Genomic DNA, 13,854 nt, shown 5'->3' with positions numbered 1-13,854 from the left:
CTCGCCCTGCTCCTGCTCGCCCCGTCCCTGGCCATGGGCTCGGACGTGGTCCGGCACAAACTGCCCGGCAACAGTACGTTCCCGATCGCCGCAGCGGTGGAAGTCCCGGCCGGGCGCACCACGGTCTATCTCAGCGGCGCGGTTCCGCCGGTGGCCAACGCCGAAGCCCCCGCCAACAGCGTCGCCGCCTATGGCGACACCGAAGCGCAGACGCTCGCCGTGCTCGCCCGCATCCAGGCCCAGCTCGAAGGCATGGGCCTGGCGATGGGCGACGTGGTGAAGATGCAGGTGTTCCTGGTCGGCGACCCCGGCAACGACGGGAAGATGGACTTTGCCGGTTTCATGAAGGGTTATTCGCGCTACTTCGGCACCGACGAGCAGCCCAACCTGCCGGCCCGTTCGACGATGCAGGTGGCCGCCCTGGCCAACCCGGGCTTCCTGGTGGAGATCGAGGTCACCGCCGTCCGTCCCTGATTCCCGCCGCCGGCGCTCAGCCGGGGTCGATCGCGCCGGCCGTCAGCAAGGCGGTCGCCGCCGCCGCCAGCAGGCTGCGTTCGCGGCCATCGGTGCCGGCATGCAGCAGCACGCGGCCCTGGTTGAGCACGTCCACCACCATCACCACGCGGCCCCGGTCGCTGAACTCGAAGCCGACCGGCTCGCCGCTGGTGATCGGACTGCCCTCGAAGGCATGCAGGCTGACGATGCGATAGACGGCGGACGGCGACACCAGTTCGCCGGCGAAGCGGTTGCCCCGGCGGTTTATTTCCAGGGTGTGGGCGGGCGCACGCGGATCGCGGCGCAGGCCGCAACCGAGCATCGGCCCTTCCAGGCCGGTGAGGTCGAGCTCGGTTTCACTGCGCGCATCACCCCAGGCCAGGGCCATGCGACTGGCCTCGCACTGCACGTCCACGGCGGACTGGCCCGGGCTCGTCAGCGTGAAGGCCCAGGGATGCCACTGCTGCCAGAAGCTGGCGCGGCCGACCGATGCGCCGTCGCGGTAGGCGCCGCCGTCGTCGAGGCGGCGGACGCTGTAGGGACCGAAGAGGATCGCATCGCCCGACCATCGGGGTGAAATGCCGGTGACCTTCATCTCCAGGGCCTCGGCACCGAAATCCGCCGGCACGCGAACCTGCGCGGGCGCGCAGCCGCCGACCAGCAGCAACAGGGAAAAAGGAAGGGCGCGGAGCAGGGGGCTGGGCATGGTGGCAGACGCGGGCAGTGGCGGAAGCCGGCAGACTCGCCCGTGGGCGGCCCGGCTTCCCCTGCCAAAGGTCAGTGTCCGGCGATGCCGTTCACCTGCCGGCGGGGAAGCGTGCCTATTCGGACTTGGGTTTGTCGGCGCGGCGGCGCTTGCTCCACCAGCCGAGCAAGGGCAGCAGCAAGGCGCCCCAGGCCCACTTGCCGTGCTCGCGGATCCAGCTTCCCAGCCGCTGTCCGGTGGTCACCTCGATGTCGATCGGATGCCGGAAGGTGCGCAGCGAGCGCGGCACGGTTTCGCCGTCCACCTTGATCAGCGCGTCCAGGGCCAGGGTCAGCGTGCGCCGGCCCTCGGCTTCGGGGGTGATGTCCCAGGCCCATTCGGTGATGCCGGTGCCGACGGCCTGGCGCGCGGGCGTCACCGCAACGATACGGAAGCCCTCGCCGGTGAGCCGTGCTTCCATCAGGTTCGACACCTGCACCGACTGCACCACGTGCTCACCGGGGCCGGTGATGCGTTCGGCGACTTCCTCGCGCGCCCGGTCCGGGCTCAGCGCCAGCACGACCGTCACCGAGTCGGCCACGTTCACCCGGTCCGGGGCATTGAACGCCACGTGTCCCAGGTCGAGTTGCGCCAGCGCCTGGTCGACGGCGCGCACGGCGTCGCTGGGGGCGTCGCCTGGCGGTGTCGGCGTCGGCAGGGGGTCGGCTTCGGCCAGGGCGTCGTCGTCGACCTCGTCCGGGCCGGCCTCCTCGCCGACGTCGTAGTCGTCGGTGGCGTCGTCCATGTGGCTCTCGGTCATCATCGAGTCGTCGTACGTCGGCGACGCATCCTGCTGGCTGCAGGCAGCCAACAGGGCCGCCAGCACCAGGATCCCGATTCGCTTGAACATACTCCGGCCCCCTCCGGTGATTGCGGGCAAGCATACCTGCGCCGGGCGGGAAGGCGAAAAAAAGGGCCCCGCCGAAGCGGGGCCCTTGATGTTGCATGGTACGGGTCGCGTGGGCGCGGACTTAGAAGTCCATGCCACCCATGCCGCCCATGCCACCCATGCCGCCGCCCATGCCGCCGCCGGCACCGGCGCCGTCATCCTTCTTCGGCGCTTCGGCCACCATGGCCTCGGTGGTGATCATCAGGCCGGCAATCGACGCGGCGTTCTGCAGCGCGGTGCGGGTCACCTTGGTCGGGTCCAGGATGCCGAACTCGATCATGTCACCGTACTCGCCATTGGCGGCGTTGTAGCCGAACGCGCCCTTGCCCTCGACGACCTTGTTGAGGATGACGGACGGCTCGTCGCCGGCGTTGGTGACGATCTCGCGCAGCGGCGCTTCCATCGCGCGCAGGGCGATGTTGATGCCGTGGCTCTGGTCGACGTTGGCGCCTTCCAGGCCCTTGATCGCGGCCTTGGCGCGCAGCAGCGCGACGCCGCCGCCCGGGACGATGCCTTCTTCAACGGCAGCGCGGGTGGCGTGCAGGGCGTCTTCGACGCGGGCCTTCTTTTCCTTCATCTCGATCTCGGTCGAAGCACCGACCTTGATCACGGCCACGCCGCCGGCCAGCTTGGCCACGCGCTCCTGCAGCTTCTCGCGGTCGTAGTCCGAAGAGGTGTCTTCGATCTGGGCCTTGATCTGCTTGATGCGGGACTGGATGCCGTCGGCAGCGCCGGCGCCGTCGATGATGGTGGTGTTTTCCTTCGAGACCTGGATCTTCTTGGCGCGGCCCAGGTCCTTGATGGTGGCCTTCTCGAGCTGCAGGCCGACTTCCTCGGAGATCACGGTGCCGCCGGTCAGGATGGCCATGTCTTCGAGCATCGCCTTGCGACGGTCGCCGAAGCCCGGGGCCTTGACGGCGCAGACCTTGACGATGCCGCGGATGGTGTTCACCACCAGGGTCGCCAGGGCTTCGCCCTCGACTTCCTCGGCGACGATCAGCAGCGGCTTGCCGGCCTTGGCCACGCCCTCGAGCACGGGCAGCAGCTCGCGCACGTTGGAGATCTTCTTGTCGTAGAGCAGGATGAACGGGTCTTCGAGCTCGGCCGACATCGACTGCTGGTTGTTGATGAAGTACGGCGACAGGTAGCCGCGGTCGAACTGCATGCCCTCGACGACGTCGAGCTCGTTCTCGAGGCCCGAGCCTTCTTCAACCGTGATCACGCCTTCCTTGCCGACCTTGTCCATGGCCTTGGCGATCAGCTCGCCGATGTCGCCATCGGAGTTGGCCGAGATCGAGCCGACCTGGGCGATTTCCTTCGAGGTCGAGCAGGGCTTGGACAGGGACTTGAGCTCGGCGACCGCGGCGATGACGGCCTTGTCGATGCCGCGCTTGAGGTCCATCGGGTTCATGCCGGCCGCGACGGCCTTCATGCCTTCGCGGATCAGGGCCTGCGCCAGCACGGTGGCGGTGGTGGTGCCGTCACCGGCGATGTCCGAGGTCTTGGAAGCGACTTCCTTGACCATCTGCGCGCCCATGTTCTCGAACTTGTCGGCCAGCTCGATTTCCTTGGCGACGGAGACGCCGTCCTTGGTGATCGTGGGGGCGCCGAAGCTCTTGTCGAGCACGACGTTGCGACCCTTCGGGCCGAGCGTGGCCTTCACGGCGTTGGCGAGGACGTTGACGCCCTTGACCATGCGCGCGCGGGCGTCTTCACCGAAACGAATTTCCTTGGCTGCCATTGGTATAACTCCAGAATGCTTTTGAATGAGGGGGATGACTGGTCGCGCCGGGGCGCGTTATCAGCCGAAGATGGCGAGGATGTCGTCTTCCTTGACCACCAGGAATTCGGCGCCGTCGTGCTTGACCTCGGTGCCCGAGTACTTGCCGAACAGCACCTTGTCGCCGACCTTGACCGACGGGGCGCGGGTCGAGCCGTTGTCTAGCGCCTTGCCGGCGCCCACGGCGACCACTTCGCCCTTGATCGGCTTCTCGGTGGCCGAATCGGGGATGACGATGCCGCCAGCGGACATCTTTTCTTCTTCCATACGCTTGATGACCACGCGGTCGTGCAGCGGCTTGATGTTCATGAGTGTCCTCGTTAGTTCTTAGATTTCAACGACATGGGTCTGGTGTGTTAGCACTCGACCCTGGTGAGTGCCAATGATACGCGCGCATCCGGCGCACCGGAAGCATCGCGGCCCGTGAGAGATGGGGCCCGGCCTGGCGCTTTCAAGCCCCCACCCCCTTTTTGAGCCCCGGAACCGCCCCCCAGGGAAGTGTTGCTTTCCAGGCCTTGCTTGACCCTACAATCGGCCCGTGCCCGCCGACGGGCCCGGTTGGTCCAAAAGCCCCTGATTACAAGGGCTTTGGCGCAGCCGGAGTGCGGCGACGGGGTCCGGGGCCCTGGCCCGGGACGGCACCAAAAAAGCCCACTTCGCCAGCGCCTTGCTAAGCAGGGCTAACTGGCAATCCGGAAACTCCGATGCCTGTCCGCTTGCCGAAGGGGCGGTTAGGGCAGATGCACCGGTTCCGGACAGTAGCGCTGACCTTGTTAGAAAAACCGGGCAGTGCGGATCGATCCAGAGGGACTTTTCGGGGAAACAGACATGACACAGTTGTTCAATCGGATACGACAGGCGCGCAGGGGTGCGTCCCTGTCCCAGTCGGAGCTGGCCTTCGCGGTCGGCGTGGCGCGCAGCGCCGTGGCGCAGTGGGAGCGCAAGGACGGCGCCCGGCCGACCACCGACAACATGGCCAAGATCGCCATGGCCACCGCCGTCAGCTTCGAATGGCTGGCCACTGGCCGCGGCGGTCGCTGGGTTGGCGGCGGCGGTGAAGACGACCTGCAGGAAACGCCAGCGATGATGCTCAACTTCTACGCCCAATGCGGCCTGGAGGAACGCCTGCTGGTGGCATTCCGCTCGCTGCGCAACCCGGAACAGCAGCCGCTGGTGGATTTCGTCGAGTCCATGACCACCCGGGCCTGAGCGTTGCGGCCGTGGCCTCGCCACGGCCGCGAACTTCCGGGGATACTGGCGGTCCGACCCGGGGTGGTGCCAAAGCGCCCGCCCCACCCTGCGCCCGTCCCCGAACGAGACCCCGCATGACCCGATGGCTGTTGGCCCTCCTGGCCGCCCTTTGTTTCGCCCCTGCGGCCCAGGCCGTGGACGAGGCCGACCTGCTGCCGATCGACCGCGCCTTCGCGCTGACCGCGCAGGCCACCGAGCGCGGCCGCATCGAGCTCCATTGGGACATCGCGGACGGCTACTACCTGTACCGGCACCGGATGGGCGCCGAAGTGCTTTCCCCGGGCTTCAAGGCCAATCCGCTGCAATTGCCCGACGGCATTGCCTACACCGACGAATTTTTCGGTGACGTCCAGACCTACCGCGACGAGGTGACCGCCGTCGTCACCGGCGCCGCCGCCGACGACACGCGCTGGGTCGAACTCAAGATCAAGTACCAGGGCTGTGCCGACCTGGGCGTGTGTTACCCGCCGCATTCGAAGATCCTGCGCATCGCCCTGCCCTTCGGCACGGGCATGCCCGCGGGTGGCCCCGTGGAGCTGCTGGCGCCGCGCGGCAGCGACCTGCTCGGAGGCCCCGGCAGCACGCTGCCGCTGCCCGAAGAGGACGCCTTCCGCTTCGAGGCCATCGTCGGCAACGCCAACCAGTTGCTGCTGCGCTTCACCCCGGCCCCCGGCTATTACCTCTACCGCGACCGCAGCAGCGTCGAAGTGCGCGGCGACGGCGTCTCGGCCGGCGCCATCGCCTGGCCCGCGTCCACCTCGCACTTCGATGAACACTTTGGCGACTTACAGGTCTACTTCGACCAGGTCGAGGCCCCGCTGCCCGTGCTGCGTCAGCACACCGACGCGGTGGCCGTCACCGTGGTGGCCACCTTCCAGGGCTGCCAGACCGACGGCATCTGCTACCCGCCGATGACCCGGGAGGTGGCGCTGGAGCTGCCGGCCGGCGGGATGGTGTCTCCCGTGGGAGGGACTTCAGTCCCGAACGGCGGCGACGACGCATCGGGACTGAAGTCCCTCCCACAGGGATCGTCATTGTCCGCCATCGCGATCGCCCTGCTGCTGGCGCTTGGCGGCGGCGTCATCCTGAACCTGATGCCCTGCGTGCTGCCGGTGCTGTCGCTCAAGGCGCTGTCGCTGGCCCAGGGCGGCGGCGACCGCCGGCAGGCACGGTCGCAGGCGCTTTGGTACACCGCCGGCGTGCTGGCCAGCTTCGCCGCGGTCGGCGCCATCGCGCTGGCCCTGCGCCAGGCCGGCCTGGCCCTGGGCTGGGGCTTCCAGCTGCAGCAGCCGGGCGTGATCGCCGTGCTGGCCCTGGTGATGGTGGCCATCGGCCTGTCGCTGTCGGGCGTGGTGAACTTCGGCGCCAGCCTGGCCGGCACCGGCCAGTCGCTGGCGCAAAAATCCGGCCCGGCCGGTGACTTCTTCACCGGCGTGCTGGCGGTAGTGGTGGCCAGCCCCTGCACCGCACCCTTCATGGGGTCAGCGCTGGCCTTCGCCTTCGCGGCCTCGCCGGCGGTAGCCATCGGCGTGTTCCTGGCGCTGGGCCTGGGCCTGGCCCTGCCCTTCCTGCTGATTGGTTTCGTGCCGGCGCTGGCGTCGCGACTGCCCAAGCCCGGCGCGTGGATGGAAACCTTCAAGCACCTGATGGCCTTCCCGATGTACCTCACGGCCGTGTGGCTGCTGTGGGTCCTGGCCAAGCAGCGCGGGGCCGACGCCATCGGCCTGGCCCTGGTCGGCGCGGTCGGCCTGGGCCTGGGCCTGTGGCTGTGGGAAAAGGCCCGCTTCAAGGGCGTCGTCGCGAAGACCCTGGCCGCGCTGGTGATCGCCCTGTCGCTGTGGCCGGCGATCGCGGTGCAGCGCATGCCGGCCCCCGCGCGCGCCGAATCGATCGTCGAAGGCGTCGTGGAGTATTCCGCCGAGCGCCTGCAGCAGCTGCGCCGCGACGGCCGGGTGGTGTTCGTGAACATGACCGCCGACTGGTGCGTCTCCTGCAAGGCCAACGAGCGCAGCGTGCTGGGTACCGATAGTTTCCGCGAGGCCCTCGAGCGCAGCGGCGCGATCTACATGGTGGGTGACTGGACCAATGTCGACCCAGAGATCACCGCCTTCCTGGAAACCCACAACGCCGTCGGCGTGCCGCTTTACGTGGTTTACCCACGGCAGGGCGAACCGCGCGTACTGCCGATCATCCTCACCCAGGCCCTCGTTGACGAGGCGCTGGCGGAGGCGGCGCGATGAAGCGCGACGCCGTTTTCACCTGGGGCGCGATCGTCCTGCTCGGCGGCCTGTCCGCCTGGCTGGGCTGGTGGCTCGGGCAGCGCGCGCTGTGGCCGGAAGAAAAGCCGGCGCCGCCGGGCATGGTGGTCACCGAAGTGGGTTCGCTGGCGCCGCCGCTGTCGCTGCCCGACCTGCGCAGCGGCGAGCCGGTCGCGGTGACCGGGCCGGGCCGGATGCGGCTGGTGAACTACTGGGCCAGCTGGTGCGGCCCCTGCCGCAAGGAAATGCCGGTCCTGGACGCCTTCTCCCGGCAACAGGGCGGCAACGGCATCAAGGTGATGGGCATCGCCCTGGAAAGCCGCGAAGAAGCCCTGGCCTTCCTGCGCGAGGTGCCGGTCGAATTCCAGCTGCTGGTCGAGAACCCGGGCCCGGGCGACAGCTCGGTGCAATTGGGCAATCTCCGCGGCATCCTGCCCTATACCGTGCTGATAGACGCCGACGGCCGGCTGGTGAAGACCCACTACGGCGCCTTCCCCGACCCCGAGTCGGTGCGGGAATGGGCCCGGCCCTGAGCCTGCGGCCCCGTGGCCCGGGCGATTTGCGAAATTCAAACGCCTGTTAACGTCCGCTAAGTCGCGGCGATCTTCTGGACAACGGCCCCACCCTGCCCCCAGACTGTGCCTCCTTTGGTTCTGCGTTCCTGGGGAAAGGCGAACGTGGCGGACATCCTGGTACTGCATGGTCCCAACCTGAACCTGCTCGGCGAACGCGAGCCGGGCATTTATGGCCATGTCCGCCTGGATGACATCAACGCCCGCCTGGCCAAGCGCGCCAGCGAAGCCGGCCACCGGCTCCAGGCCTTCCAGTCCAATGCCGAACACGCCCTGGTCGAGCGGGTGCAGGCCGCCCGCGACGACGGCACGGCCTTCCTGCTGGTCAACCCGGCCGCCTTCACGCACACCTCGGTGGCCCTGCGCGACGCCCTGGCGGCGGTCGCCCTGCCTTTCATCGAAGTACACCTGTCGAACCCGCACGCGCGCGAACCCTTCCGCCACACCAGCTATTTCACCGACCTGGCGGTCGGACTGGTCAGCGGCTTCGGGGCCGACAGTTACGCCTACGCGCTCGAAGCCGCCATCGCGCGGCTCTGAGCCCACCCAACCACATCACCAACAAGACGAGGCCGTCATGGACCTTCGCAAAATCAAGAAGCTGATCGACCTGCTCGAGGAATCCAACCTCGCCGAAATCGAAATCAAGGAAGGCGAGGAGTCGGTGCGCCTGGCGCGCCTGCCTTCGGGCGGCTACGCCGCGCCGGCCCCGGCACCGGCCCCGGCGTTGCAGCACGTCGAGGTGCCGCGCGCCGCCGCCGCGCCGGCCGCGCTGTCGGCCGAAGCCGTGGGCAAGTCCACCAAGGACATCCCGGACGGCCACACCGTGCGTTCGCCGATGGTGGGTACCTATTACGAGGCGCAGGCCCCGGACAAGCCGCCTTTCGTCAAGGTCGGCCAGCAGGTCAAGGCCGGCGATACGCTGGGCATCATCGAAGCCATGAAGATGTTCAATCCGATCGAGGCCGACGTCTCCGGCACGGTCCGCGCCATCCTGGTCCAGAACGGCCAGCCGATCGAGTTCGACGAGCCCATGTTCGTCATCAGCTGAGGACCGGCCCATGCTGGAAAAAATCGTCATCGCCAACCGCGGCGAGATCGCCCTCCGCATCCTGCGCGCTTGCCATGCCCTGGGCATCAAGACGGTGGCGGTGCATTCGACCGTGGACCGCAACCTCAAGCACGTGGCGATGGCCGACGAGTCGGTCTGCATCGGCCCGGCGCCCTCGTCCGAGAGTTACCTCAACATCCCGGCGATCATCGCCGCGGCCGAGGTCACCGACGCCCAGGGCATCCACCCCGGCTACGGCTTCCTGAGTGAAAACGCCGACTTCGCCGAGCGCGTCGAAAAGTCGGGCTTCGTGTTCATCGGCCCGACCGCCAACGTCATCCGCATGATGGGCGACAAGGTCGAGGCCATCCGGGCCATGAAGGATGCCGGCGTGCCCTGCGTGCCCGGCTCGAACGGCCCGCTGCCCGACGACGAGGCCGAGTGCATCGCCCACGGCCGCGAGATCGGCTACCCGGTCATCATCAAGGCCGCCGGCGGCGGCGGCGGCCGCGGCATGCGCGTGGTGCACACCGAGGGCGCCCTGCTCACGGCCATCGCCGCGACGCGCCAGGAAGCCAAGGCCGCGTTTTCCAACGACATGGTCTACATGGAGAAGTTCCTGGAGAACCCGCGGCACGTGGAGATCCAGGTGCTGTCCGACGGCCAGGGCAATGCCGTGCACCTGGGCGAGCGCGATTGTTCGATGCAGCGCCGCCACCAGAAAGTGGTCGAGGAAGCGCCGGCCCCGGGCATCACCGACGAGCAGCGCGCCGAGATCGGCCGCATCTGCACCGAAGCCTGCGTGCGCATCGGCTACCGCGGCGCCGGTACGTTCGAGTTCCTGTACGAGAACGGCCGCTTCTACTTCATCGAAATGAACACCCGCATCCAGGTCGAGCACCCGGTGACGGAAATGATCACCGGCGTGGACCTGGTGAAGGAACAGCTGCTGATCGCCAGCGGCGAGAAGCTGTCGCTGCGCCAGGAAGACATCCGCATCAACGGCCATGCCATCGAGTGCCGCATCAACGCCGAGGACCCGGAAAACTTCCTGCCCAGCCCCGGCCTGATTCGCCACTTCCACGCCCCGGGCGGCCCCGGCGTGCGCGTGGACAGCCACATCTACGAAGGCTACAAGGTGCCGCCGAACTACGATTCGATGATCGGCAAGCTGATCGTGCACGGCCCCGACCGCGCCACCGCCATCGCCCGGATGAAAACGGCGCTGAGCGAAATGGTCGTCGACGGCATCAAGACCAACGTGCCCCTGCAGCAGCGCATCATGGCCGACGTCGGTTTCCAGCAGGGCGGCACCAACATCCACTACCTGGAAAAGCGGCTGGCGGAGCGCAAGGAAAAAGCGATAGGGTTGGGCTGATCGCCCTCCCCGGAGCCAAACCCTTGAAGAACGTGGGATTTTTTCTGCTTTCGCTAACGATGGCAGCGATTCTTAGCGGCTGCGATATCGCCAAGTCGGCCGCCGAAACAGCCGATCGCCTGGACAGGGCACATCAGTTCGGCGAGGCCACCCGGGAGCCTGACGCTTCGGACCCGGAAGGCCGCAGCTTTATCCTGCGCGCAGAATCCAAGGCGGAAGCCACCTGGGTCGATGCCATGGCCCTGTTCTTCGCCGACAACCAAACCTGTCCCGAGGGCGCGAACTTCAGCATCCACGGCATGTCCCCGAACCAGGAGGAACTGGCGAAGGACCCGGCTGGAGTGGTGTACCCGGGCGGCACTGTCTTCGAGCTGCGGGCCCAGTGTGAAGTCGCTTTTCCACACGAGATCGCGATTGATCCTGCGATCACCCAAGATGAGGCGTTCGATCGCCTGCGACTTGAGCTGAGCGGCGCCGGACCGTTCGATCCGTCGCGCTACCACATGACCTCGGTCAGCTTTGGCGAGCTCAATCCCAAGTACAGCGCGCTGCACAAGGCCCTGGGCTACATGCTTGCAAGGGGAACCCGGGAGTGCGGATCTGCTGGCGTGCAGTTCCGGAACCTCGTAGTCCTGGCACCGGATACGCCTGAATCGCGAACACCCGCGACCGGCAAGGCCTACCTGGGCGCCGAGTACGAATGCATGGCTGCCGCAACCACAGAGTCCGGTACTCCACACCTCGAGCCTGGCCCATGAAGCGAGCAGGAAATATTCCCGCAGCGCTTGCGCTGGCTGCCGCACTGTCGGGCTGCGAAATCGCGGACAAGATTCCGCTGACGCCGCGCCAAGCAACCGAAGCTGCCAAACCCGTTGGCACGCCCAGCAAGGAAAAGCTCGAGGACACCGACGAGGGCACTCTGTACCGCTGGACCGTAGAGGCGCAGCATTCGGCGACCTGGGGCCACGCGCTCACTGCCATCCGGAGGCAGCGCGAAGTCCGATGTCCAGACGGTCAATATCCCCTGGACCTGGACTACACGCCGGAGCTCGACAAGACCTCGCAGGAGAGCTTTTCGGAAAAGCATCCCCCGGGAACCCTCTTCGTGTTGAAACAACGTTGCCCGGCGCCGCCCGACTATCAGTTCACCTTCGATAGCAGACTCAGTCCAGCGGAAGCTGGAAAGCTCATTGATCGTCGCCTGCAGGAACGAGCAGGCGGACCATTGGTTAGCACCGTCGTCCTGTCCCTGCATGTGTCGCCAGACTTTCCGCTGTTCGAGCACGTCAGGCTGATGCTCTCGACGTTTGCGCAGAGCCAGGCCGCCACCTGTCCCGATGCGTTTCGTTTCAGCTATCTGACCCTGGGCGTGCAGCCCGGCCCGGACGACGATGAGCAATCGCCCGACGCCTACCTGGGGTTCATCGCGGACTGCGTCGACGGCGCGAAGTCTGCACCCTTGCCCTAGGCCTTAGCCGCGTCCTGCGGCGCGTGGAACAGGCCCCCGACGGCGACGCCTGAACGCGGCAGTGCGACAATGGCGGCCCCGCACCCCGCCCGGCCGCCATGCCCTTCCTCGAACTTGCCCTGACCGTCCGCGAACAGGACGAAGCCCGCGCCGAGCATGCGCTGGCCGACATCGGCGCGCTGTCGGTCACCCTGCTCGATGCCGACGCCAGCACGCCCAACGAGCGCGCGCTGCTCGAGCCGGGCGTGGGCGAACTGCCGCTATGGCCGCACATCACCCTGCTGGCGCTGTTCCCGGCCGACACCGTGCCGGAACTGGTGCTGCATGCCCTGGACGCCTTCGACACCGGCCTGGACCTGGCCGGCGCCGAGTTCCGCGAAGTCGCCGACCAGGACTGGGAACGGGCCTGGATGGACCAGTACGAACCCCTGGCCTTCGGCACCCGCACCTGGATCGTGCCCTGGAACATGGACGCGCCGCCGGCGTCCGAGGGCGGCGCCATCGTGCGCCTCGACCCCGGCCTGGCCTTCGGGTCCGGCACCCACCCGACCACGGCGCTGTGCCTGGCCTGGCTCGATTCGCTGGACCTGTCCGGCAAGACGGTGCTCGATTTCGGCTGCGGCAGCGGCATCCTGGCGCTGGCGGCGCTCAAGCTCGGCGCCGAACGCGCCGTCGGCGTCGACAACGACCCGCAGGCGCTTTCCGCCACCGCCGACAACGCCGAACGCAACGGTGTCGGCGACCGCCTGGCCGTGCATGCACCCGAAGACGAACCGTCCGCCACGTATCCGGTGGTGGTCGCCAACATCCTGGCCGTGGCGCTCGACGCCCTGGCCGAGACCCTGGCCGCCCGCGTGCAGCCCGGCGGGGTCATCGCGCTTTCCGGGATACTGCATGGGCAGGAAGCGGCGCTGCTGGAACGCTACGCCGCCTGGTTCGACGACCTCCAGGCGGTGCAGGACGGCGACTGGATGCGCATCACCGGCCGCCGCCGCGCCGGCTGAGCCGGTATCCTTCGTCCCATGCCGCCCCGCCCCCCGCGTTTCGCCGTTCCCGATGCCCCTGCGCCGCGCACGCCCCGACCCTGGGGATGGTGGGGGCTCGCGCTTGTCCTCGTCGTCGCGCTGGCCCTGCAGCTGATGCTGGCCGACCGCGCCCGCCTCGCCACCGACCCGGACTGGCGGCCAAGGCTGGAATTCCTGTGCGACACGCTCGGCTGCGACCTGCCGGCCTGGCGCGAACCGGCCGCGTTCCGGGTCACCAGCCGCGAAGTCCGCCGCCATCCGCAGGACAACCGCGCCCTGCTGATCACCACCAGCTTCCGCAACGACGCCCGCTGGGGCCAGCCCTGGCCGGTGATGGAACTTGCGCTGCACGACATCGACGGCAATGCCCTGGGCCTGCGCCGCTTCGAGCCGCATGAATACCTGGGCAGCCCGCCGGCCACCGAACTGATCGCCCCGAACCAGTCCGCGAGCGCCACGTTGGAAATACTCGACCCCGGCCAACGTGCGGTCGCTTTTACGTTCGACTTCCACTGACATTGGACGTTGGGGCAGTCGCGGCGTCAGTGGGATTGACGTAGACTCCTCTCCCCCGTCGCCCGGCCGGCGGGCTCCGCAAGGAAGCGGACGAGAACACTGGAGCGCAACACACGTGAATGTCCCTACCGCTTCCCGAGCGGAAACCACCACGACGCCGAGCGGCCATACGCCGCTGCGCGAGCACGTTTCCCGGTCCGTGCGCCGTTACCTGCACGACTTCAACGGCTGCGACCCCGACGACCTCTACGACGTCGTCCTGCGCGAGATCGAACTGCCGCTTTTCGCCGAGGTGATGCGCCACTGCGACGGCAACCAGAGCCGCGCCGCCGCCTGCCTGGGCATCAACCGCGCCACCCTGCGCAAGAAGCTCAAGGCCTACGGCCTGGCCTGAGGCCGGTATAATCGCGGCCCTCCCCACGAGGT

General features: G+C 67.9%; 16 protein-coding genes. 12 read left to right on the top strand and 4 right to left on the bottom strand.

The window, feature by feature from the left end:
- The first annotated feature begins 33 nt into the window (after window positions 1-33).
- On the top strand, window positions 34-474 hold the full coding sequence (locus N788_RS03895) for a RidA family protein (protein WP_425476474.1): 441 nt from the start codon (window positions 34-36) through the stop codon (window positions 472-474).
- Window positions 475-490: 16 nt separating this feature from the next.
- Here the strand turns inward: N788_RS03895 and N788_RS03890 are convergent, their stop codons facing one another.
- The 4 genes from N788_RS03890 to groES form a co-directional block, all read right to left on the bottom strand.
- Window positions 491-1,201, bottom strand: a complete 711-nt coding sequence (locus N788_RS03890) for a hypothetical protein (protein ID WP_034221211.1) — start codon at window positions 1,199-1,201, stop codon at window positions 491-493.
- Between the two features lie 115 nt (window positions 1,202-1,316).
- Window positions 1,317-2,090, bottom strand: coding sequence for a hypothetical protein (locus N788_RS03885; RefSeq protein WP_034221209.1), 774 nt, complete (start codon window positions 2,088-2,090; stop codon window positions 1,317-1,319).
- Between the two features lie 121 nt (window positions 2,091-2,211).
- Window positions 2,212-3,870: a chaperonin GroEL gene (gene groL / locus N788_RS03880; protein WP_034221207.1), complete on the bottom strand. Its 1,659-nt coding sequence runs from the start codon at window positions 3,868-3,870 to the stop codon at window positions 2,212-2,214.
- Between the two features lie 60 nt (window positions 3,871-3,930).
- The gene (gene groES / locus N788_RS03875; protein WP_034221205.1) at window positions 3,931-4,218 is read right to left on the bottom strand and encodes a co-chaperone GroES; all 288 of its coding nucleotides are present in this window, start codon (window positions 4,216-4,218) and stop codon (window positions 3,931-3,933) included.
- 519 nt (window positions 4,219-4,737) lie between these two features.
- Between groES and N788_RS13740 the strand changes: the two genes are divergently transcribed.
- The 11 genes from N788_RS13740 (at window position 4,738) to fis (ending at window position 13,822) form a co-directional block, all read left to right on the top strand.
- Window positions 4,738-5,118, top strand: coding sequence for a helix-turn-helix domain-containing protein (locus N788_RS13740; RefSeq protein ID WP_051924335.1), 381 nt, complete (start codon window positions 4,738-4,740; stop codon window positions 5,116-5,118).
- A 116-nt stretch (window positions 5,119-5,234) separates the two neighbouring features.
- Window positions 5,235-7,400, top strand: coding sequence for a protein-disulfide reductase DsbD family protein (locus N788_RS03865; protein WP_034221203.1), 2,166 nt, complete (start codon window positions 5,235-5,237; stop codon window positions 7,398-7,400).
- A complete protein-coding gene (locus N788_RS03860) occupies window positions 7,397-7,951 on the top strand; it encodes a TlpA family protein disulfide reductase (RefSeq protein WP_244444079.1) in 555 nt (184 codons plus the stop codon). Before N788_RS03865 ends, N788_RS03860 begins: the two co-directional genes overlap by 4 nt.
- A 144-nt stretch (window positions 7,952-8,095) precedes the next feature.
- Window positions 8,096-8,530, top strand: a complete 435-nt coding sequence (gene aroQ, locus N788_RS03855) for a type II 3-dehydroquinate dehydratase (protein WP_034221358.1) — start codon at window positions 8,096-8,098, stop codon at window positions 8,528-8,530.
- A 37-nt stretch (window positions 8,531-8,567) separates the two neighbouring features.
- Window positions 8,568-9,041 (top strand): acetyl-CoA carboxylase biotin carboxyl carrier protein, encoded by a 474-nt coding sequence (accB, locus tag N788_RS03850; protein ID WP_034221199.1) that lies wholly within the window; start codon window positions 8,568-8,570, stop codon window positions 9,039-9,041.
- A gap of 10 nt (window positions 9,042-9,051) precedes the next feature.
- On the top strand, window positions 9,052-10,419 hold the full coding sequence (gene accC, locus N788_RS03845; RefSeq protein WP_034221196.1) for an acetyl-CoA carboxylase biotin carboxylase subunit: 1,368 nt from the start codon (window positions 9,052-9,054) through the stop codon (window positions 10,417-10,419).
- Window positions 10,420-10,442: 23 nt separating this feature from the next.
- The gene (locus N788_RS03840) at window positions 10,443-11,177 is read left to right on the top strand and encodes a hypothetical protein (protein WP_152560364.1); all 735 of its coding nucleotides are present in this window, start codon (window positions 10,443-10,445) and stop codon (window positions 11,175-11,177) included.
- Window positions 11,174-11,887 (top strand): hypothetical protein, encoded by a 714-nt coding sequence (locus tag N788_RS03835; RefSeq protein ID WP_034221192.1) that lies wholly within the window; start codon window positions 11,174-11,176, stop codon window positions 11,885-11,887. Before N788_RS03840 ends, N788_RS03835 begins: the two co-directional genes overlap by 4 nt.
- 98 nt (window positions 11,888-11,985) lie before the next feature.
- Window positions 11,986-12,891, top strand: coding sequence for a 50S ribosomal protein L11 methyltransferase (prmA, locus tag N788_RS03830; protein WP_034221189.1), 906 nt, complete (start codon window positions 11,986-11,988; stop codon window positions 12,889-12,891).
- Window positions 12,892-12,909: 18 nt separating this feature from the next.
- Window positions 12,910-13,428 (top strand): DUF3426 domain-containing protein, encoded by a 519-nt coding sequence (locus tag N788_RS03825; RefSeq protein WP_051924334.1) that lies wholly within the window; start codon window positions 12,910-12,912, stop codon window positions 13,426-13,428.
- A gap of 115 nt (window positions 13,429-13,543) precedes the next feature.
- Window positions 13,544-13,822 (top strand): DNA-binding transcriptional regulator Fis, encoded by a 279-nt coding sequence (gene fis / locus N788_RS03820; RefSeq protein WP_034221187.1) that lies wholly within the window; start codon window positions 13,544-13,546, stop codon window positions 13,820-13,822.
- Window positions 13,823-13,854: the final 32 nt, after the last annotated feature.

This window comes from Arenimonas donghaensis DSM 18148 = HO3-R19, from assembly GCF_000743535.1.
Classification (GTDB): domain Bacteria; phylum Pseudomonadota; class Gammaproteobacteria; order Xanthomonadales; family Xanthomonadaceae; genus Arenimonas; species Arenimonas donghaensis.
Note: the sequence above shows the minus strand (reverse complement) of the source record. Positions and strands in the feature narration are given on the sequence as shown.